The 21717-nt window shown below is 63.3% G+C and carries 14 protein-coding genes and 2 pseudogenes; 11 read left to right on the top strand and 5 right to left on the bottom strand.

The features are described 5' to 3' along the window. Nucleotides 1-319: 319 nt before the first annotated feature. Together AC0L2D_RS25090 and AC0L2D_RS25085 are read right to left on the bottom strand one after the other, a co-directional pair. Nucleotides 320-1351 carry a histone deacetylase family protein gene (locus AC0L2D_RS25090; protein WP_024502679.1) on the bottom strand — a complete coding sequence of 344 codons (1032 nt, stop codon included), beginning with the start codon at nt 1349-1351 and terminating at the stop codon, nt 320-322. A 26-nt stretch (nt 1352-1377) separates the two neighbouring features. Further along, nucleotides 1378-2139 carry a TetR/AcrR family transcriptional regulator gene (locus tag AC0L2D_RS25085; RefSeq protein WP_473542875.1) on the bottom strand — a complete coding sequence of 254 codons (762 nt, stop codon included), beginning with the start codon at nt 2137-2139 and terminating at the stop codon, nt 1378-1380. A 154-nt stretch (nt 2140-2293) separates the two neighbouring features. On the opposite strand from AC0L2D_RS25085, the gene AC0L2D_RS25080 reads away from it, so the two are divergent. From AC0L2D_RS25080 to AC0L2D_RS25045, 8 genes and pseudogenes are all read left to right on the top strand, one after another. Further along, on the top strand, nt 2294-3973 hold the full coding sequence (locus AC0L2D_RS25080) for an amidohydrolase (protein ID WP_275954442.1): 1680 nt from the start codon (nt 2294-2296) through the stop codon (nt 3971-3973). Nucleotides 3974-4114: 141 nt separating this feature from the next. Then, entirely contained in the window at nt 4115-5209 is a 1095-nt protein-coding gene (locus tag AC0L2D_RS25075) for an ABC transporter ATP-binding protein (RefSeq protein ID WP_013529814.1), read from the top strand. 2 nt (nt 5210-5211) lie between these two features. Further along, nucleotides 5212-6132 (top strand): ABC transporter permease, encoded by a 921-nt coding sequence (locus AC0L2D_RS25070; RefSeq protein WP_013529815.1) that lies wholly within the window; start codon nt 5212-5214, stop codon nt 6130-6132. Next, nucleotides 6125-6925 carry an ABC transporter permease gene (locus tag AC0L2D_RS25065; protein ID WP_013529816.1) on the top strand — a complete coding sequence of 267 codons (801 nt, stop codon included), beginning with the start codon at nt 6125-6127 and terminating at the stop codon, nt 6923-6925. The genes AC0L2D_RS25070 and AC0L2D_RS25065 overlap by 8 nt, the downstream gene beginning before the upstream one ends. A gap of 23 nt (nt 6926-6948) precedes the next feature. Further along, a complete protein-coding gene (locus AC0L2D_RS25060) occupies nt 6949-7983 on the top strand; it encodes an ABC transporter substrate-binding protein (RefSeq protein WP_024502676.1) in 1035 nt (344 codons plus the stop codon). Nucleotides 7984-8047: 64 nt separating this feature from the next. Then, nucleotides 8048-9244 carry a serine hydrolase domain-containing protein gene (locus AC0L2D_RS25055; protein WP_473542871.1) on the top strand — a complete coding sequence of 399 codons (1197 nt, stop codon included), beginning with the start codon at nt 8048-8050 and terminating at the stop codon, nt 9242-9244. 36 nt (nt 9245-9280) lie between these two features. Beyond that, entirely contained in the window at nt 9281-10462 is a 1182-nt protein-coding gene (locus tag AC0L2D_RS25050) for a serine hydrolase domain-containing protein (protein WP_473542869.1), read from the top strand. Nucleotides 10463-10589: 127 nt separating this feature from the next. After that, nucleotides 10590-12918: pseudogene (locus tag AC0L2D_RS25045) on the top strand (Tex family protein). A gap of 58 nt (nt 12919-12976) precedes the next feature. Here AC0L2D_RS25045 and AC0L2D_RS25040 read toward each other — a convergent pair. The 3 genes from AC0L2D_RS25040 to AC0L2D_RS25030 are packed head-to-tail and all read right to left on the bottom strand — an operon-like array spanning nt 12977 to nt 14496. Continuing rightward, nucleotides 12977-13288, bottom strand: coding sequence for a type II toxin-antitoxin system RelE/ParE family toxin (locus AC0L2D_RS25040; RefSeq protein ID WP_024502672.1), 312 nt, complete (start codon nt 13286-13288; stop codon nt 12977-12979). A 3-nt stretch (nt 13289-13291) separates the two neighbouring features. Next, nucleotides 13292-13546, bottom strand: a complete 255-nt coding sequence (locus tag AC0L2D_RS25035; RefSeq protein WP_013529822.1) for a type II toxin-antitoxin system ParD family antitoxin — start codon at nt 13544-13546, stop codon at nt 13292-13294. 53 nt (nt 13547-13599) lie between these two features. After that, entirely contained in the window at nt 13600-14496 is an 897-nt protein-coding gene (locus tag AC0L2D_RS25030) for a LysR family transcriptional regulator (RefSeq protein WP_473542866.1), read from the bottom strand. Between the two features lie 137 nt (nt 14497-14633). Here AC0L2D_RS25030 and AC0L2D_RS25025 point away from each other — a divergent pair, with 137 nt between their 5' ends. The 3 genes and pseudogenes from AC0L2D_RS25025 (at nt 14634) to AC0L2D_RS25015 (ending at nt 21717) form a co-directional block, all read left to right on the top strand. Beyond that, complete coding sequence (locus AC0L2D_RS25025; protein WP_473542864.1) at nt 14634-15830, top strand: acyl-CoA dehydrogenase; 1197 nt, start codon at nt 14634-14636, stop codon at nt 15828-15830. 110 nt (nt 15831-15940) lie between these two features. Continuing rightward, nucleotides 15941-19300: a transglutaminase family protein gene (locus AC0L2D_RS25020; RefSeq protein ID WP_224675616.1), complete on the top strand. Its 3360-nt coding sequence runs from the start codon at nt 15941-15943 to the stop codon at nt 19298-19300. Nucleotides 19301-19306: 6 nt separating this feature from the next. Beyond that, a pseudogene (locus tag AC0L2D_RS25015) lies at nt 19307-21717 on the top strand (circularly permuted type 2 ATP-grasp protein).

Genomic DNA, 21717 nt, shown 5'->3' with positions numbered 1-21717 from the left:
AATCTACCCGCAGTTGAATCTGACATCAAACGCGATTTGACAAAATCGAATCCGGTGGACTCATGTGCGACTCACAAGTCGGTTTTCGCACCCTGGACAGAAGACCGGGACGCGAAAATCTTCGCCGGCCACCTCGGCGGCTGGTCGATTTCGCCAGGGTCGGGAGCATTGGACAGACGGGCGCGCCGGTTGCTGTGCCGAAGACTGGTGCCTTGGCCCGATAGTGGGAGCCGGGCGATGTTGCCGCCCGGTCCCGGTGGTCCTTTGCTTATGCCTGTCGTTGTCCCAAAACCGCCAGATGCTCCTGGACGACAGGCATTTACCGATCCTCGAACCCGGTCAGCACGCCGACCGCGTTGATGCCGATCTCCTCGACGGCATAGCCGCCTTCCATGACGAACAGCGTCGGCAGGCCGAGCCTGGCGATGCGGCGGCCGATCTTGGGATAATCAGACGTCTTCAGCTTGAACTGGCTGATCGGGTCCTTCTCGAACGTATCGACACCCAGCGAGACGATGACGACATCCGGTGCATAAGCGGCGAGCCTGCCGCAGGCATCCTCGAGCGAGGCGTTCCAGGCATCCCAGTCGGTGCCGAAGGGCATCGGATAGTTGATGTTGAAGCCTTCGCCGGCACCCGCGCCGCGTTCGTCGGCATGGCCGAGGAAGAACGGGTACTCGACCATCGGATCGCCATGCAGATTGAGCACCTGGACGTCGGCACGGTCGTAGAAGATCTCCTGCGTACCGTTGCCGTGATGGTAGTCGACATCGAGGATCGAGATGCGTTTGGCGCCGTGGTCGCGGAACCATTGCGCGGCGACGGCGGCGTTGTTGATGTAGCAATAGCCGCCCATGAAGCCAGCCCCGGCATGGTGGCCGGGCGGACGGCAGAGCGCGAAGGCGGAAGCCTCGCCATCCTTGAGCAGGCCGGCGGCGGTCAGCGCTACGTCGTAGGAAGACTTGATCGCGGCCCACGTGCCTTCGACGAAAGTGGCGCCGGCATCGAAGGAATAATAGCCGAGCAGCGCGTCGACGCGCTTTGGCGGCACGTCGCCGCGCAGGCCGCGCGTCGGCCAGGTGAAGGGCATCGCCGTGCCTGTGAGGCCTGCTTCCAGCCATTGCGGCCAGACCGTCGGGAGAAAGTCGATATAGTCTGATTTGTGGATGCGCTTGGCGGCGGCGAGGTCATGTTCGTGCGGCGCGATGATGGGACCCAGTTTCTCGCTTTCGACCCGAGCCTTGATGAATTCGGCCCTCGATGGCTTCTCGAAACCCGGCACGATGGCTGATGTGACCAATTCCATTTGACCGGCATGGCCGGCGTGAAGGGGGGAGAAAACAGTCTTCATAAATTCCTCTCGAAGTGCGAAATCAGTCAAGATTCAAGATTGAGATAAGGGCTCACCAGAGCGAGCCACATTCTTTCCACATCGTCCTCGATGAGGTCGTATGTCTTGCGGTCTCTTTTCAGCCCGACAAGCCGGCAGGCGTGCCCGACGTCCATCATCAGCACGCCGAGCCGGCTGGCGATCTTGTCTTCAAGCGCCGGGTTCACATGCTGCAGCCATGCGGCGTAGAGCGCGATGATCTGCTCGTCATATTCGTTCTGGATCGGCCTGAGGTCGGCGTTGCCTGAAATGGCCTCGATCACCGGCATCAGGCTGGCGTTTTCGAGGTAGAGTCTGGACGTGTCGATGAAGAGCTTGCGCACTTCCTGCCGAAACTCTTCACGGTTGGTGGGCGGGGCGACCTTGATACGCTTGGCGATCACCTCGGGAAAGGATGACAGCCAGCGCCGGGCGAGGTCCAGAAGAATGGCTTCCTTGTTGGGAAAGTATTGGTAGATCGAACCAACCGACAAGCCTGCGCGCTGCGCAATGGCGAGCGTCGTCGGCGTTTTGGTTCCTTGCTCCCGCGTCAAGACCAGCGCTGCGTCGAGAATCCGGTCGACCACCTTGCTGGAGCGTTGTTGCCGCGGCTGTTTGCGCGGTTCGAGCGCTATCCTGGTTTTGAGGTCGAGACTGCGCTTCACCGTCCGATGTCCTCGTTCCCCGCCCGGTCTCAACATGGTGGGAGCTTGCTGTCCACGACACATTCCAGATTCGGTATGTTGACAAACGCGAATAATCAGTCGCATTCTTTATCCACGCTGCCTCTTGGGATGACAAGGGGAATTTCCAAGACAGCGCGCTGGCATTCTTTTTCGTCCCATGGCGCCGCTCCGGTGGAGTGGCAGGTCGTTGGCCAAGAGGTTGTCGGTCTCAGTCAGTCGTCAAAAGCGCGGAGTCGCGATGTCTGTCACAGGTGCAGGTCACAATGCGGATCTGATCGTCATCAATGGTCGTGTACTGACCATCGACGACGACAATCCCACCGCCGAGGCCGTCGCCGTCAAGGACGGCGCAATCATCGCCATCGGCAGCCGCGCCTCCATCGAAGAGTTCAAGGGACCGGCCACCAAGGTAATCGACGCCAAGGGCGGCTCCGTCCTGCCGGGTTTCATCGAAGCCCACATGCATCTGTTTTCGGGCGGGGCTGAACTTGCCCACCTTCAACTCACCGGTATCCATGGCTTCGAGGCGCTGCAGAAGGCGATCCGCGACTATGCGCCTACCCGGCCCGACGCGAAGATGCTGGTCGGCCAAGGCGTCGACTACACCGTGCTCGGCAGCGAGCGCGTGACGCGCCATCACCTCGACGCCATTTTGCCCGATCGTCCGTTCTGCATGGCGGCGCCCGACCATCACACCATGTGGGCCAACACCAAGGCGTTGGAAATGGCCGGCATCCTGCAGGGGCGCACGCTCGGCCCTGGCAATGAGATTGTCATGGGTGACGATGGACTGGCCGCCGGCGAATTGCGCGAAGGCGAGGCCTTTGGCCCGGTGCTCGACCTTGCCGGCGAAAGCCGGGTGCGGCTGGGGCTGTCGACCGGCGGCGAGCCGGACCCGATGCCGACGGCGGCCGAGCGGGACGCCGATCGCGACATTATGCGGCGCGGGCTCGCCTGGTGCGCCCGCCACGGCATCACCTCGATCCAGAACATGGACGGCAACCTCTATCAGCTTGAGCTGCTGGCCGAGATCGAAGCCGAGGAAGGCTTGCCCTGCCGCGTCAAGATCCCGTTCCACTACAAGAATTTCATGACGCTCGACATGCTCGACAAGGCATCTGGTATGGCCGAAAGCTACAACAGCGAATGGCTGTCGTCGGGCATGGTCAAGGTGTTCTACGACGGGGTGCTCGACTCCTGGACAGCTGTCATGGTCGAGCCATACGCCGACCGGCCCGACTGGGTGGGCGAGCCGCTGTTCACGCCGCAACAATTCATCGATCTGGCCGTCGCGGCCGACAGGCGCGGGCTGCAGATCGCCGTGCATTCGATCGGCGACGGCGCCGTGCGCGCGGTGCTCGACGGTTATGAGGCGGCGCAGAAGGCGAACGGCAAGCGCGACAGCCGTCACCGGGTCGAGCACATCGAGGTCACCACCGCCTCGGACGTGCCGCGTTTCGCCGAACTCGGCGTCATTGCCTCCATGCAACCGCCGCATCCGCCCGGCGCCATGGATTTTCCGCTGGAGCCGACGGTGTCGCGCATCGGGCCGGCACGCTGGCCGCTGAGCTATGCCTGGCGGACCTTGAAGGATGCCGGCGCGCATGTCGTCTTCGCATCCGATTGGCCGGTGTCGCCGATCGATCCGATCCTGGGCATTCAGGCGGCAGTGTTGCGCAAACCATGGGCAGAAAGCGACCCGGACCAGAGTTTCTCACTGCATGAAGCGATCGCCGGTTACACGATCGAGGGCGCCTACGCCGAATTCGCCGAGCACCGCAAGGGCACGCTGAGATCGGGCTACATGGCCGATCTGGTGGTTTTGTCGATGGATATCGAGAACACCGCCCCGGCCGATCTGCACAAGGTGCGGCCGGTGACGACGATTTGCGGCGGCAAGATCACCTATCAGGCCTGACTATGGCATGGGGCTTGCAGGTCTCAATGACTGACTGAACTGTGACCCAATGCCGGGCTTGCCAACCCACCGGCCATGTGGTCACATCGAACAGGGGAAGAGCTCCGCCAGCAAGAGCGGGGTCAACAGTGAGGCGTAATCGTGCCGGACAAACCGGATCGGAATGCGATTGAAGTAGTAAACGTCAGCAAAATTTTCGGATCAGGTGAGGGGCAGGTGGCTGCCCTCGACACGGTCTCGGTATCTATCCGCGAGAACGAATTCTTCACGTTGCTGGGGCCATCCGGCTGCGGCAAGACGACGTTGCTCAGGCTGATCGCCGGCTTCGACTTTCCAACCGCCGGTGAAATCCTTCTCTACGGCCAGGACATCGCGCCGCTGCCGCCCTTCAAGCGGCCGGTCAACACCGTTTTCCAGTCCTATGCGCTGTTCCCGCACATGACGGTCGCCGACAATATCGGCTTTGGCCTGGAAATGCTGGGTAAGCCGAAGGCCGAGATCAAGGCGCGCGTCGCCGAGATGCTGAAGCTGGTCAAGATGGAGGCACTCGCCGGTCGTCGCACCAGCCAGATCTCCGGCGGCCAGCAGCAGCGCGTGGCCTTGGCCCGCGCCTTGGCACCGCAGCCGAAGGTGCTTTTGCTCGACGAGCCACTGTCGGCGCTCGACTACAAGCTGCGCAAGGAGATGCAGATCGAGTTGAAGCGGCTGCAGCACGAGACCGGCATCACCTTCATCTTCGTCACCCACGACCAGGAAGAAGCGCTGACCATGTCCGACCGCATCGCGGTCATGTCATCGGGCAAGATCCTCCAGGTCGGTTCGCCCTGGGATATCTACGACAAGCCGGCCGAACGCTTCGTCGCCGACTTTATCGGTGAAACCAACTTCCTGACGGCCGCCATCAGCGAGATGGCCAACGGCAAGGCGCGCGCCACGCTCAAGTCCGGTGCGACCATCGAGGCGACCGTGGCCCAGGGTTTCCAGCCCAAGCCCAATGCCACGGTCGTGGTTCGGCCTGAACACGCCAAGCTGACCAAGGCCAAGGGCGAACTGTCGGGGAGGGTCGATAATATCGTCTATTTCGGTACCGACACCCACATCCATGTTCATCTCGACAGCGGCGAACTCTTCACCGTACGCCAGCAGAACACGCGCAGCGCGGGCTGCGGTTTCGAGAAGGGCGACGCGGTCGGCATCCTCATCGGCAGCGATGCCGCCCAGGTCCTGAAGGACTGACGATGGCGACCGCGGAAGAAGTCGCCAAGGCAGCGGAGCGGCGCGATGTCCGTGACCGCTGGCTTTTGTCAGCACCAGCGCTGCTGGTCATTTTCCTCGCCGCGACCGGCCCTTTGCTGATCGTGCTCGTGTACTCGTTCCTGACGCCAGGCTCCTATGGCGACGTGAAGTGGCAGTTCTCGCCGGAAGCCTGGATAGCGGTGTTTCTGGAACGCGATATCTTCGACGACACGCTTTCGATCGCCGCCGCCCACGTCACCATCTTCCTGCGCTCGATCAAGCTCTCGGTGGTGACGACGATCGCCACCTTGGTGCTTGGTTTCCCGACCGCCTATTTCATGGCGACGCGCAGCGAAAAGACCCGCGATCTCTGGCTGTTCCTGATCACCATTCCGTTCTGGACCAACCTTTTGATCCGCACCTTCGCAGTGCTGCAGATCATCCGCAACGAAGGCATCATCAACACAATGCTGCTCAAGCTCGGCATCATCTCGGCGCCGATCCAGATCCTCTACACCGACACGGCGATCCTGATCGGCATGGCCTATGTCTACCTGCCGCTGATGGTGCTGCCGATCTACGCCAGTATGGAAAAGCTCGATTTCCGGCTGGTCGAGGCGGGCTATGACCTTTACGCCACGCGCTTCCAGGTGCTGCGGCGGATTATCTTTCCGATGGTCAAGCCGGGCGTCATCGCCGGCTCCATCCTGGTCTTCATTCCAGCGCTTGGCGCCTATGTGACGCCGAGCGTGCTTGGCGGCGGCAAGAACATGATGCTGTCCAACCTGATCGAATTGCAGTTCGGGCAGGGCCGCAACTGGCCACTCGGCTCGGCGCTGTCGATCGCCGTCATGATCATCGTCATGGTGGCGCTGCTTGCCTATGTGCGCAATGCCGGCAAGTCGGGGGTGCGTCATGGCTAAGAACTTTTCCATCAAGCACCAGCCAGGATTCAGCGCGATCGCCGCGACCTGCTTTATCGTGCTGTATCTGCCGATCATCGTGCTGGTCATCTATGCCTTCAACGCGGCGAGCTCGACCTCCGAATGGGGCGGCTTTTCGCTGAAATGGTTCCAGTCGGCATGGCAGAACACGCAGGTCGTCGATGCCACGCTGCGTTCCTTCCAGATCGGCTCCATTGCGGCGGTGCTCTCCACGATCTTTGCCACCATGGCGGCGCTCGCCACCACCCGCACCGCGTCCTATCCCGGCCTCACCTTCAAGTATGCGGCGATCAACCAGCCGCTGATGGTGCCCGAGATCGTCACCGGCGTGGCGCTGCTGATCTTCTTCTCGCGCATCAAGATCTTCACCGGCTATTCCGGCATCGGCTATCTGGTCGCCGCGCACACGGCGTTCTGCATTCCCTTTGCCTATTTGCCGATCCGGGCGCGGCTTGAGAATATGGACCTGACGCTGGAGCGTGCCGCAGCCGACCTCTACGCGACGCCCTGGAAGACGTTCCGGCGCATCACGCTGCCGCTCCTGTGGCCCGGCATCCTGGCCGGGCTGATGCTGGCCTTCGTCATTTCGCTCGACGACGTCGTCATCACCGAGTTCGTCAAATCGGGCGGCCAGGACACGCTGCCCACCTACATGCTCGGCCAGATCCGCCGCGGCATCACACCCGAGATCAACGCGATATCGACCGCCTTCCTGCTGCTCTCGGTTGCCATCGTCACGTTGTTTTTCTTCGTCAGCAGGAAACGAGACTGAACCGAAAAATGGGAGTTAAAACCATGAACTGGAAGACAACAGCAACCGCCATGGGGTTGGCGTTGCTCGCCTCGACGGGCTTGGCCCGCGCCGACGGCGTGCTCAACATCTACAATTGGGGCAACTACACCAGCCCCGACGTGATCAAGAAGTTCGAGGCCAAATACAACGTCAAGGTGACCATCACCGATTACGATTCCAACGACACCGCGCTGGCCAAGGTTCGCCAGGGCGGCACCGGCTTCGACATCGCGGTGCCGTCGCAGACCTACGTGCCGATCTGGATCAAGGAAGGTCTCCTGCTCGAGACGGATCCGGGCAAGATGGAGAACTTCAAGAACGTCGCGCCGGAATGGGCCAATCCCGAGTTCGATCCGGGCCGCAAATATTCGGTGCCGTGGGCCTGGGGCACGATCGGCGTCGTCGTCAACACCGATGCCTACAAGGGTCCGGCCGACAGCTGGGGCATCGTCTTCAACACGCCAGACGAGCTGAAGGGCAAGGTCAACGTCGTTCCGGAGATGGGCGACGTCATCTTCGCGGCGATCAAATATGTCGGCGGCCAGCAGTGCACCGACGACAAGGCGGTGCTGAAGAAGGTGCGCGACCTTCTGGTGGCGGCCAAGCCGAACTGGATCGCGATGGAATACAACACCATCGAGAAGATGGGCGCCGGCGATTTCAAGGCGACCAGCGACTGGAACGGCTCGGCGCTGCGCCAGCGGCTGGCCAATCCGGCTATCCACTACAACTATCCGAAGGAAGGCTTTGGCCTGTGGAGCGACAACGTCGTCGTTCTGAAGGAAGCCAAGAACGTCGACAATGCCAAGCTGTTCCAGAACTTCATCATGGATCCGGAAAACGCGGCGGGCCTCTCGGCCTTCCACCGCTATGCCAATGCCATCAACGGCTCTGACAAGTACATGCCTGCCGACATGAAGGACGCGCCGGAAGTCGTCATTCCGGCCGATGCCAAGCCGAAAGGCGAATTCCAGAAGATGTGCCCGCCGGAAACGCAGGAACTCTACACCAAGATCTGGACCGAACTGCAGAAGTAACCGCTGCATGAGAGACCCGGCGGCACATGCCGCCGGGTCTTTTCTTTTCCGGGAATGGCCTTTCATGGACTCCTATCGCAACAGCGATCCGCGGCCGCCGATCATGCAGGGCTCGCCGCCCGCCATGGTGCCGCCGAAGCTCGACTGGGACCGGCCGCCGTGGAACCGCTGGGCGTTCCAGCACATCCGTGAAATTCTGCCGACCGCCGAAGTCTGGCGCGGCAACGGCCATCGCCGCCGTCTCGAACGCGCCGAGGTCGATCTTGACGGGCTGGCGGTCGAGGACAGCGAGGGCAAGCCGACGACACTCGCCGGGCTGCTCGACGAGACCTATACGGACGGTTTTCTGGTGCTCAAGGACGGCAAGATCGCCTATGAGCGCTATTTCAACGGCATAGACGAGCGCACGCTGCACCTGTCGCAGTCGATGGCGAAGTCCGTCACCGGTTCGGTGTTCGGCATACTGGTCGGGCGCGGCCTGATCGATCCGGCCAGACCGGTAAGCGACTACCTGCCGGAACTCGGCGCTACCGGCTGGGCCGGCGCCAATGTGCAGCATGTGCTGGACATGACCAGCGGCGTGCGTTTCTCCGAGGAATATACCGACCGCTATTCCGACATCGGCCAGGTCGATGTCGCCACCGGCTGGAAGCCGGTGCCGCCGGGCAGCGATCCGGATTTTCGCTGGCCCTCGCACATGTTCGAGCTGATCCTGGGCTTGAAGGACACGATCCGCCCGCACGGGGCTCAATTCGAATACCGGTCGATCGAGACCGACGTGCTTGCTTTCATCATGGAGCGGGTGACAGGCAAACGGCTGCCGCAACTGGTTTCGGAAGAACTCTGGCAAAAGCTCGGTGCTGATGAAAGCGCCTGCTTCACGGTCGACAGCGCCGGCTATGCGGTGGCCGACGGTGGTTTCAACGCGACGCTGCGCGATTATGGCCGCTTCGGCCAGTTGATCCTCGACAATGGTGGCGGCGTCGTGCCGGCCGGCTGGGTCGAGGCGACGCGCAACGGCAGGCATGGGCCGGACTTCAGCCCCAGCCTGCCGGAGGGCAGCTATCGCAACCAGTTCTGGATCGAGGACCCGCGCTCGCGCGCACTGATGTGCCGTGGCGTGTTCGGTCAGATGATCCATATCGACTGGAACACCGGAATGGTCGTGGTGAAGCTTTCGACATGGCCGGATTTCGCCAATGGTGCCTATTCCATAGCGACGCTGAAAGCCGTGCACGCTATCGCCACGGCGCTTCGCTGAGCCCCACAAAGAAGAAACGACCCGGAAGGAAACGCCATGACCGGCAAAACCGTGTTCGAGACCCGCTACGGCTTCCGGCGCAACCAGGTGGTGCTCGCCAATTGGCGCGAGAACCCGTTCAACCGATGGTCGTTCCAGAATCTCGGCGAACTGGTGCCGACCGCCCGGGTGGCGGCGACGTCGAGCGTTGTCGAAATCCCCGTGCGCGATATGGGCGGCCTGCTCGGCGAGAAGGTCGCGATCGCCGGCACACCGGAGACGGTGGCTGATTTTCTCGCACGTTCGAGCACCGACGCACTGACGGTGATGAAAGGCGGCAGGATCGTCGGCGACTGGTTCGCGCCGCATATGGATTTCGGCGCCCGCCACATCATCTTTTCGATCAGCAAGTCGCTGACCGCCATCATTGCCGGCATACTAGAAGGCGAGGGGGTGTTCGACCCGGAAGCGCCGGTGACGGCCTACATCCCCGAAGCCGCCGGCTCGGCCTATGGCGATGCGAGCGTGCGGCATGTGCTCGATATGAGCGTCAGTCTCGATTTCGAGGAAGCCTATCTCGATCCGGAAAGTGCTTTCGCCCGCTATCGCCGTGCCACGCTGTGGAATCCGGGCGGCGGTACGGAGAGCCTGCGCGAATTCATCCTGACCCTGCAACGTCTTGCAGAGCCGCATGGCCAGACCTTCCGCTACCGCTCGCCGAATTCCGACCTGCTCGGCCTGCTGCTCGAGCGTGCGTCGGGCCAGCGGTTCACCGACCTGATGCGCGAGAAGCTGTGGCTGCCGCTCGGCGCTGTCAGCGAAGCCTCGATCGGCGTCGACATGGAAGGCACGGCGCGCACGGCCGGCGGCATTTCGGTGACGCCGCGCGATCTGGCGCGTGTCGGCGAGATGATGCGGCAAGGTGGCATGGCCAATGGCCGCCGCATCGTACCGGAAGCCTGGGTGCGCGACACGACCAGCACTGGCGGCAGTGCGGACGCCTGGCAGCGCGGCGCGATGCTGCCACTGTTTCCCAAGGGCCGTTACCGCAACAAATGGTACCAGACTGGACACGAGAACGGCGCCTATTGCGGCATCGGTATTCATGGCCAGTGGCTGTATGTCGATCCCAGGACCGAAGTGGTGATCGCCAAGATGTCGTCGCAGCCGGAGCCTGTCGACGATCCGCTCGATATCGAGATCGTCGCGTTCTTCGAGGCGCTGAGCCGGCTGATCTAGGCGCGCCGCGATCGCCACATTGGCGCACGCTTTCCTGTGGACCCGCCGGGCTGATCGAAGCGCGGCGGTTGGCGGGCCGGACGTCTGCGCCTATGGTCGCCGCTCTTTGGATGAGAGCAGGAACGACATGGCATCCGACATCAAGCGCATTGCAGCCATCATCGCGGCCGAGATCAGCGCGCGGCCCGAACAGGCGGCCGCGGCGATCGAACTGCTCGATGAGGGCGCGACAGTGCCGTTCGTGGCGCGCTACCGCAAGGAAGTCACCGGCGGGCTCGACGACACGCAATTGCGCGATCTTGCCGAACGCCTTGCCTATCTGCGCGAGCTCGACGCGCGCCGCGACACCATTCTTGGCTCGATCCGCGAACAGGGCAAGCTGACCGAGGAGCTTGAAGGCAAGATCGTCGCCGCCACCACCAAGGCGGAACTTGAGGACATCTACCTGCCCTACAAGCCCAAACGCCGGACCAAGGCCGAGATCGCCAGGGAGCGCGGGCTGGGGCCGCTGGCCGAAGCCATCTTGGCGAACCGCTCATTGGTGCCTGCCGAACTGGCGCTGGCCTATGTCAACGAAGAGGTGGCCGATACCAAGGCGGCGCTCGAGGGCGCGCGCGACATCCTGTCGGAACAATTCGCCGAGAATGCCGATCTGGTCGGCAAATTGCGCAGCTACATGAAGGAGCGCGCCTTCATGCGGGCCAGGGTGGTCGACGGCAAGCAGGAGGCCGGCGCGAAATTCTCCGATTATTTCGACCATGTCGAGCGTTGGGCAAATGTGCCGAGCCATCGCGCGCTGGCGATGCTGCGCGGCCGCAACGAGGAAGTGCTGTCGCTCGACATCGAGGTCGATGCCGATGACACCTCACCGGTGAAGCCGGTCGAGCGGATGATCGCCAATGCCTATGCCATCGGCGGCAGCCTTCCGGGTGACAGATGGCTGATGGAGGTGGCGGGCTGGACCTGGCGTATAAAACTGTCGCTGCACCTGACGCTCGATTTGATGCGCGATCTGCGCGAGCGGGCGGAGGAGGAAGCGATCCACGTCTTTGCCCGCAACCTCAAGGATCTACTGCTGGCCGCTCCCGCCGGCTCGCGCGCCACGATGGGGCTCGACCCCGGCATCCGCACCGGCGTCAAGGTGGCGGTGGTCGACGGCACTGGCAAGGTGCTGACAACGACGACGGTCTATCCATTTCCGCCCAGAAACGATGTGCGTGGCACGCAGGCGGAACTCGCCACGCTCATCCGCCTGCACAAGGTCGAGCTGATTTCGATCGGCAACGGCACCGGCAGCCGTGAGACGGAAAAGCTGGTGGCGGACATGCTTTCCGACATGCCGGCGGACGGTGGCCCCAAGCCACTGAAAGTGATCGTCAGCGAGGCCGGCGCCTCTGTCTATTCGGCATCGGCGACGGCGGCGGCGGAATTCCCCGGCCTCGACGTGTCGTTGCGCGGCGCCGTGTCGATCGCCCGGCGGCTGCAGGATCCGCTGGCCGAACTGGTCAAGATCGAACCCAAATCGATCGGCGTCGGCCAGTACCAGCACGATGTCGACCAGTACCGGCTCGGCCGCTCGCTGGAAGCGGTGGTCGAGGACGCGGTCAATGCCGTCGGCGTCGATCTCAACACTGCCTCGGCGCCGCTTTTGGCGCGCGTTTCAGGTCTGGGCGCATCGCTGGCCGACGCGATCGTTGCGCATCGCGATGCGACCGGGCCCTTCGCCAGCCGGAAGGACCTGCTCAAGGTGCCGCGGCTCGGACCTCGGGCCTTCGAACAATCCGCCGGGTTCCTGCGCATTGCCAATGGCAGCGAGCCGCTCGACGCCTCGTCGGTGCATCCGGGAGGCCTATGGCGTGGCGAAGAAGATCGTCGCTGCCTGCGGGCGCGATGTGCGGTCGTTGATGGGCGATAGCGCCGCGCTCAAGGCACTCGACCCACGCGTCTTCGTCGACGAGCGTTTCGGCTTGCCGACGGTGCGCGATATCCTGGCGGAGCTGGAAAAGCCCGGCCGCGACCCGCGCCCAGGCTTCAAGACGGCGACCTTCGCCGACGGCATCGACGACATCAAGGATCTGAAGCCCGGCATGCTGCTGGAAGGCACGGTCACCAACGTGGCCGCCTTCGGCGCCTTCGTCGATATCGGCGTGCATCAGGACGGGCTGGTGCATGTCTCGCAGCTGGCCGATCGGTTCATCAAGGATGCGCATGAGGTGGTCAAGGCCGGCGACGTGGTGAAGGTGCGGGTCGTCGATGTCGACATCAAGCGCAAGCGCATCGCGCTTTCCATGCGCAAGGATAGCGGCGAGGGTGGTGCTCCGCGCAGCGGACCGCGCGACAATGGTGGCGGCAGGCCGGCACCACGTTCGCCGGCACCCCAGCAACGCCAGCCGGAGCGGCCGGCGCAACAGGGAGCGTTCGGTGCTGCTTTGGCGGATGCGCTGAAGCGAAAGTAGCTATTCTGCGACGAGCCCTATGAGTGTTCCAGCCCAACGAGACAGGGAGGCGTGGAGTTCAAGAGCCATTGAGTGGCTGTCCTCCCTCAAGAATAGTTGGGATGTCGCGGGCACCATGCAAGACGCGCTCGACACGCACCTCATCGCCGTCGGTGGTGTAGAAAATAACATAGCGATGAAATGCAAAGGAGCGCAGGCCGGGCCATAGGGTCGGGCGGGGGACGCCGCCATGCGGCACGTCTGCAATGCGGCTACAGCGTTCCCTGAGCGCGGCAATGAAGCGCCGACCCGCAGCCGGATTTTCAGCATGGATGTAGTCGCTGATCTCTTCGACGTCCTGCGCGGCGGCTGGCGCAAATATGACCGCCATAGTTCACGGCTTTCCGCCGCGGTATTTTGCTTCCAGCCGCTGAAATACCTCTTCGGCAGGGATACCTGGGCCGCTTTCCACGCCTTTGCGGATATCCGCGCGCAACGCAGCAAGCTTTGCCTTGCGCTGTTCTTCGCGCTCTTCCAGCAGGCGCAGGCTATCGCGCATAACCTCACTGGCGCTGGCATAGCGGCCGCTTTCCACCAACTCGCGAACCAATGTCTCATAGCGGGTGCCGATGCTGTAGCTTGCAGGCATGGTCTCTCCTTTCGCTTTATCCAATATTATCAATTTTTGATAAACCGGCCAAGTCAAATTTGACGTGCGACCTGACCCAGCAGCCAGTCGCGAAAACTGGCGACCGGCGGATGGCCGCGCTTGTCGTGCGGGACGACGAGATAGTAGGCACTGCGGCTTTGCATGGGCTGGCCTGGCGCCGGCACCAGCTGGCCGCGCTGCAATTCGCCTGCAATGAGGATCAACGGCAGCAGCGCCACACCGAGCCCCGCCATGCAGGCCTGGGCAGCGGTGCCGAACTGTTCGAACTGCATGCCGGGTCCGGTCGGCGCGCTCAGGCCCTGATGCTCGAACCATTCGGTCCAGGCGCCAGGACGCGTCGCCATGTGCAGCAGCGGCAGGCGGCCGATATCGGCCGGTGAGGCGATGGCGCGGCCGGCGAGGAATTCGGGCGACACGACCGGCGCCACGGTTTCGCGCACCAACAGTGTCGAGTCGGCCTCCGGCCAGTCCGGCAGGCCGTAGTGGATGGCGGCATCCAGCCTCTCCCTGGCGAAATCGAAGCGGCCGACGCGGGTGACGAAGTTGATGGTGATATCGGGATTGTTTTCGACGAAATCGGGGATCATCGGCATCAGCCAGCGCGTGCCGAAGGTCGGCAAAATGGCAAGGTTCAGGATACCACTATGCCGATTGCTCATCAATCCAAGGGCTGCGTCACGCAATTGCCCAAGTGCTGAACGCACCGCCTCGGCGTAGATCTCGCCCGATGTCGACAGCCTGACATTGCGGCTGTCGCGTTCGAACAGCCGGCGGCCGAACTGATCTTCCAGAAGTTTGATCTGGCGGCTGACCGCGCCCTGGGTCAGATCGAGCTCCTGGGCGGCGGCGGTGAAACTGCCGAGCCGGGCCACAGCCTCGAAGGCGGCAAGGGCGCTGATGTTGGGCAAAAGGCGGCGCTGGACACTCATGATCCATTCTTAATGCTCATTGATCGGTGAATCAATTTCGTTTGATTTTTTCGAGGCACAGGCCGATAGAACGGGCCAACATTTTGCTTCATGCGTGTCATCGTTTTGAGCGACATGCATTGGTTTGGGAGAACGTCATGGCCGCCGACAAGAACGCATTCGTCTGGGAAGACCCGTTCCTGATCGAGGGCCAGCTTTCGGAAGACGAGCGCATGGTGCGCGACGGGGCGGCCGCCTTCGCCGCCGACAGACTGGCGCCGCGGATCGAGGACGCCTACCTCAACGAGACCTTCGACACCGCGATCTTCCGTGAAATGGGCGAGGCCGGCCTGCTCGGCATCGACATCCCTGAAGAATTCGGCGGGCTTGGCGCGAACTACGTCACCTATGGGCTGGTCTCACGCGAAGTAGAGCGCGTCGATTCCGGCTATCGGTCGATGATGTCAGTGCAGTCGTCGCTGGTGATGTATCCGATCTATGCCTATGGCTCGGACGAACAGCGCAAGAAGTACCTGCCCAAGCTCGCCAGCGGCGAGTGGATCGGCTGTTTCGGCCTGACCGAGCCGGATGCAGGCTCCGACCCGGGCGGTATGAAGACGCGCGCCGAGAGGACCGCCAACGGCTACAAGCTGTCCGGTTCGAAGATGTGGATTTCCAACGCGCCCGTCGCCGATGTGTTCGTCGTCTGGGCGAAGCTGAAGGGGGAGAACGGCAAGGACGAGATCCGTGGCTTCGTGCTGGAAAAGGGCATGAAAGGGCTTTCGGCGCCGAAGATCGGCGGCAAGCTGTCGCTGCGGGCGTCGATCACCGGCGAAGTGGTGATGGAAGGCGTCGAGGTCGGCGAGGACGCGCTGCTGCCCAACGCAAAGGGCCTTGGCGGACCGTTCGGATGCCTCAACCGGGCTCGCTTTGGCATTTCCTGGGGCTCGATGGGCGCCGCCGAGGATTGCTGGCACCGCGCCCGCCAATACGGTCTCGACCGCAAGCAGTTCGGCAAGCCGCTGGCCGGGACGCAGCTCTACCAGAAGAAGCTTGCCGACATGCAGACCGAAATTGCGTTGGGATTGCAGGCGTCCTTGCGCGTCGGGCGGCTGCTGGATGAAGGCAAGATGGCGCCGGAAATGATCTCGATCGTCAAGCGCAACAATTGCGGCAAGGCGCTGGACATCGCCCGCCAGGCCCGCGACATGCATGGCGGCAACGGCATCCAGATCGGCTACCACGTCATGCGCCACGCGCAGAACCTGGAGACGGTCAACACCTATGAAGGCACGCATGACGTGCATGCGCTGATCCTGGGAAGGGCGCAGACGGGGTTGCAGGCATTTTTCTGAGCCGGTAACCGTTGCTTAAATTAGGTGCACCGCAACATCTGCTTGGAGAATGGTCGCCAGATGTGTCAGGGTTCAGCGAAATCGTTTGAAACGCTGAATTCCGGGGCCCCATGGCAATTCTGGCAGCCGTCTACCACCTGACCCATTACAAATACGACCGGCCGGTGGTTCTCGGGCCCCAGATCATCCGGCTGCAGCCGGCGCCGCATTCCCGTACCAAGGTGCTGAGCCATTCGCTCAAGGTCGAGCCGGCGAACCACTTCGTCAATCTGCAGCAGGATCCTTACGGCAATTTCCTCGCCCGCTTCGTCTTTCCGGAGCCGGTGACGGAGTTGAAGATCGAGGTTGACCTCGTCGCCGACATGACGGTCTACAATCCGTTCGATTTCTTCGTCGAGCCGTCGGCCGAGGCGTTTCCGTTCGAGTATCCGGAAGAAATACGCGACGATCTCGCCATCTATCGCACTCCGGAGCCGGCGGGACCGCTGCTGTCGGCGCTGCTGAAGACCATCGATCGCAGCGCTGCCAACACCGTCAATTTCCTGGTCGATCTCAACGCGCGGCTGCAGCGCGAGATCGCCTATATCGTGCGCATGGAAACCGGTGTGTTCTCGCCGGAAGAGACCTTGGCCGCGAAAAAGGGATCGTGCCGGGATTCGAGCTGGCTGCTGGTGCAGATCCTGCGCAATCTCGGCATCGCGGCGCGCTTCGTTTCCGGCTATCTGGTCCAGTTGAAGCCCGATCTGGTGGCGCTGGACGGTCCAGCCGGAACCGCCGTCGACTTCACCGATCTGCATGCGTGGTGCGAGGTCTATCTTCCCGGCGCCGGCTGGATCGGCTTCGATCCGACCTCGGGCCTGCTCACCGGCGAGAGCCATGTGCCGCTGGCCGCCACGCCGCATTTCCGCAACGCGGCCCCGATTTCCGGCATGGCGAGCTTCGCCAATGTCGAATTCGGCTTCGAGATGCGGGTCGACCGCATCGCCGAACATCCGCGCATCACCAAGCCATTTTCGGACGAAAGCTGGCAGGCGCTCGACGCTCTGGGCAACAAGGTCGATAAAGCACTTGCCGCCGGCGACGTGCGGCTGACGATGGGCGGCGAGCCGACTTTCGTGTCGATCGACGATTTCGAGTCGGCCGAATGGAACACCGCCGCCGTCGGTCCCACCAAGCGCGAAAAGGCCGACGAACTGATCCGTAAACTGCGCGAGCGCTTTGCGCCGGGCGGCTTTCTCCATTACGGCCAGGGCAAATGGTATCCGGGCGAAAGCCTGCCGCGCTGGACCTTTTCGCTCTACTGGCGTGCCGACGGCCAGCCGGTGTGGAGCGATCCGTCGCTGATCGCACGCGAAAAGAGCGAGGCCGATATCGGCCCGAAGCAGGCTGAAAGCCTGCTCACCGCGATTGCCGGCGAGCTCGGCATCGACAAAGCCATGGTCAGCGAAGCCTATGAGGATCCGGCCGAATGGCTGCTCAAGGAAGGCAAGCTGCCCGACAATGTCGATCCGTCCAACTCCAGGCTGGAGGATCCGGAAGAACGCAGCCGCATGGCGAAAGTGTTCGAACGCGGGCTGACCAAACCGTCCGGCTATGTGCTCCCCGTCCAGCGCTGGAACAGCCAGGCATCGGATCCGCGCTGGCGTTCGGAAAAATGGAAGACGCGGCGTGGCCGGCTGTTCCTGGTGCCAGGCGATTCACCGGTCGGCTACCGGCTGCCGCTCGGCACGTTGCCCTATGTGCCGCCGGAGCAATTCCCTTATATCGTGCCGGTCGATCCGTCACTGCCACGCGGCCCGCTGCCCGCGCGTGAAGCCATACTGGCCGGACCGGCTCCAGCCGAACTGGAAGGCGCCGACGAGATGGCGCGCCGCCAGCAGGCGGCATCGTTCACCGCTGCGACCGGCCAGCAGGAGCGGGTCGAGCAGGAGATCACCGAGATCGGCGGCGCGGTGCGCACCGCACTTTCGGTCGAGCCGCGTGATGGGCGGCTTTGCGTGTTCATGCCGCCGGTCGAGGCGCTGGAAGACTATCTCGAACTGGTCGCGGCGGCCGAGAACGCGGCGAAGGCGATAGGCCTTCCCGTGCACATCGAAGGCTATGGCCCGCCGCACGATCCGCGCCTCAACGTCATCCGCGTCGCGCCTGACCCAGGCGTCATCGAGGTAAACATCCATCCTGCTTCCAACTGGCAGGATTGCGTGGCGACGACGACGGCGATCTACGAGGAGGCGCGGCAGACACGGCTTGGCGCAGACAAGTTCATGATCGATGGCCGCCACACCGGCACCGGCGGCGGCAACCATGTCGTGGTCGGCGGTGCGACACCCAATGACAGCCCGTTCCTGCGAAGGCCGGACCTGCTGAAGAGCCTGGTGCTGCAATGGCAGCGCCATCCGTCGCTGTCCTACCTGTTCTCCGGCCTGTTCATCGGGCCGACCAGCCAGGCGCCACGCTTCGACGAGGCACGTCACGACTCGCTCTACGAGCTTGAGATCGCTATGGCGCAGGTGCCGCATCCAGACCAGGGCAACGCACCCTTGCCATGGCTGGTCGACCGGCTGTTCCGCAATTTGTTGACCGACGTCACCGGGAATACGCATCGTTCGGAAATCTGCATCGACAAGCTGTTCTCGCCCGACGGACCGACCGGCCGGCTGGGGCTGGTCGAATTCCGCGGCTTCGAGATGCCGCCCAATGCGCGCATGAGCCTCGCGCAGCAACTTTTGGTCCGCGCTATCATTGCCCGTGCCTGGAAGAGCCCGCTCGACGGCCGTTTCGTGCGTTGGGGCACATCGCTGCATGACCGCTTCATGCTGCCGCATCATGTCTGGGCCGATTTCCTCGACGTGCTCGACGACCTCAAGCTCAATGGTTTTGAGTTCCGTCCCGAATGGTTCGACGCCCAGCTCGAATTCCGCTTCCCGTTCTGCGGCGAGGTTCAGCATGCCGGCATCAAGCTGGAACTGCGCCAGGCGCTGGAGCCGTGGCATGTGATGGGCGAGCAAGGCGCCATCGGCGGCACCGTGCGCTTCGTCGATTCCTCGGTCGAACGGCTGCAGGTCAAGACCGAAGGGCTGAACCCGGAGCGCCACGCAGTCGTCTGCAACGGCCGCATCGTGCCGATGAAGGTCACTGACAATCGCGAAGTGGCGGTGGCAGGCGTGCGCTTCAAAGCCTGGCAGCCGGCATCGGGCCTGCATCCGGCGCTGCCGGTCAACACGCCGCTGGTCTTCGACATCTATGACCGATGGTCGGGCCGTGCGGTCGGCGGCTGCGTCTACCATGTCGCCCATCCCGGCGGGCGCAATTACGACACCTTTCCGGTCAATGGCAACGAGGCGGAAGCTCGGCGGCTCGCCCGCTTCGAACCGCGTGGCCATACGCCATCCGCCTATGTGATCCGTGAAGAACAACCGGCGGAAGATTTCCCGATGACCCTTGACCTTCGGCGGCCGGCAAGACTCTGATCAGCAATGGCAAAGGGGAATCACAAGAGGGGACGCGGCAAGCCGCAGACCCACAGCCTGCTGGAGCACTACCAGCCCATAGACGGCGTCGTCGACGAGATGGTCGACGCATCGGGCAATCCTCGCCCGGCCTGGAAGCATTTTGTCGAGGCGCTCGAGGAACTCGGTGCTGAAAAGCTCGGCCAGCGCTTTGCCCGCGCCGACCAGTATCTGCGCGATGCCGGCGTTTATTACCGCGTCTATGACAAGGCCGGCGCCAACGAACGCGAATGGCCGCTGGCGCATGTCCCGGTTCTCATCGAAGAGAGCGAGTGGGCGGCGATCAGCGCCGGCCTCGTGCAGCGCGCCGAACTGTTCGAGGAAACCATCGCCGATATATACGGGCCGAACCGGCTGGTCGAAAAAGGCATCCTGCCGGCGGGATTGATCGCCGCCAGCCCCGAATATTTGCGGCCTGTCGTCGGCACCAAGCCGGCCGGCGGCCACTTCCTGCATTTCTGCGCCTTCGAGCTCGGCCGTGGACCTGACGGCCAGTGGTGGGTGCTTGGCGATCGCACGCAGGCGCCGTCCGGCGCCGGCTTCGCACTGGAAAACCGCGTCGCCACCACACGCGCGCTGTCCGACATCTATGGCGAGATGCATGTGCACCGCCTTGCCGGCTTTTTCCGCCGTTTTCGCGACGCGCTGATCGGCATGGCCAAGGAGACCGACGGCCGCGTCGCCATCCTCACGCCGGGGCCGCTCAACGAAACCTATTACGAACACGCCTACATCGCCCGCTACCTTGGCATCATGCTGCTCGAAGGCGAGGATTTGACCGTTTCAGGCGGCCGGCTCATGGTGCGCACGGTTTCCGGCCTGATGCCGATCAGCGTGTTGTGGCGGCGGCTCGATGCCGCCTTCGCCGACCCGCTCGAACTGCGCCCGGATTCGCAGATCGGCACGCCGGGCCTGGTCGAGGCGATCCGCCAGGGCGCGGTTGCTACCGTCAATGCGCTTGGCTCCGGCCTGATGGAGACGCGTGCGCTGCTCGCCTTCCTGCCCAAGATTTCACGGGCCTTGCGGGGCGAGGAATTGCTGCTGCCAAGCGTCGCGACATGGTGGTGCGGGCAAGCAACCGAACGCGCGCATGTGCTGGCCAACATCGATCGCATGGTGATCGGGCCGGCGCTGTCGACGAGACTTGCCTTCGAGGATGACGATTCAACGAAGCTCGGCTCGGCGCTGTCGGCCGGAGAGCGGGCGGAGCTGGTGGCGCGCATCGAACGCGATGGCGGCGATTTCGTCGGCCAGGAAGCGGTGACGCTTTCGACGACGCCCGTCTATGTCGGCGGGTGGCTGGAGCCGCGGCCAGCGAGCCTGCGCGTCTACCTGGCGCGAACGCCGGAGGGCTGGACGGTGATGCCGGGCGGTTTTGCCCGCATCGGACTGTCGCTCGACCCGACGGCGATCGCATGCAGCGTGGCGGCCAGGCGGCGGATGTCTGGGTTGTCAGCGACAAACCGGTGGAGCGCGAGACGCTGCTGCCGCAGGAAGGCGACAGTTTCAGCCGCACCAGGCCCGGCAGCCTGCCCAGTCGCGCGGCGGAGAACCTGACCTGGCTCGGCCGCTACATCGAGCGCTCGGAAGACACGGTGCGCATCCTGCGCGCCTACCATGTGCGGCTCGCCGAAACGTCCGACCCGGACATGCCGCTGCTCGCCGACATCAGGGATTATCTCGAACCTTTCGGCATCGACGTCGAGACGGCGATCCCGTCAGGGCTGATCGGCACGCTGGATAGCGCGGTCTACAGCGCCGGGCAGATTCGCGACCGCTTCTCGCCCGATGGCTGGCTGGCGCTGAAGGACCTGTCGAAAACCATCCATCAGTTCGCAACGACGGTCGCGCCCGGCGACGACGCGACCCGGGCGATGACAGTCATCCTGCGTAAGCTCGCCGGCTTTTCCGGCCTGCTGCACGAAAACATGTACCGCTTCGCCGGTTGGCGCTTCCTCGAGATCGGCCGCCGGCTGGAGCGCGGCATCCAGATCTCCCGCACGCTGTCGCGGCTGACCAGCGCCAAGGCGCCGGACGGCGCGCTCGACATGATGCTGGAGATCGGCGACAGCGTGATGACCCATCGCCGCCAATATCCGGTGCAGGCCGGCCGGCGCACGGTGATCGACCTGCTGGCGCTCGATCCGCTTAACCCGCGCTCCATCCTGTTCCAGCTCGAAAGGCTGAAAGCCGAAATCGGCCTGTTGCCGTCGCTCGGCGGGGAGGGGCAAATGTCGCCGGCGGCGAAGGAAATCCTGCAGCTCAACACCCAGATCGCCATCAAGGAGCCTTCGGATATGACGGCAAAGGCGCTGGACGAGCTCGCCCACGAAATCGGCGGCCTCTACAACAGCCTCGCCAAAGCCTATTTCGGATAA

Source organism: Mesorhizobium sp. WSM4833 (assembly GCF_055811095.1).
This window is presented reverse-complemented; position numbering and strand designations above follow the sequence as displayed.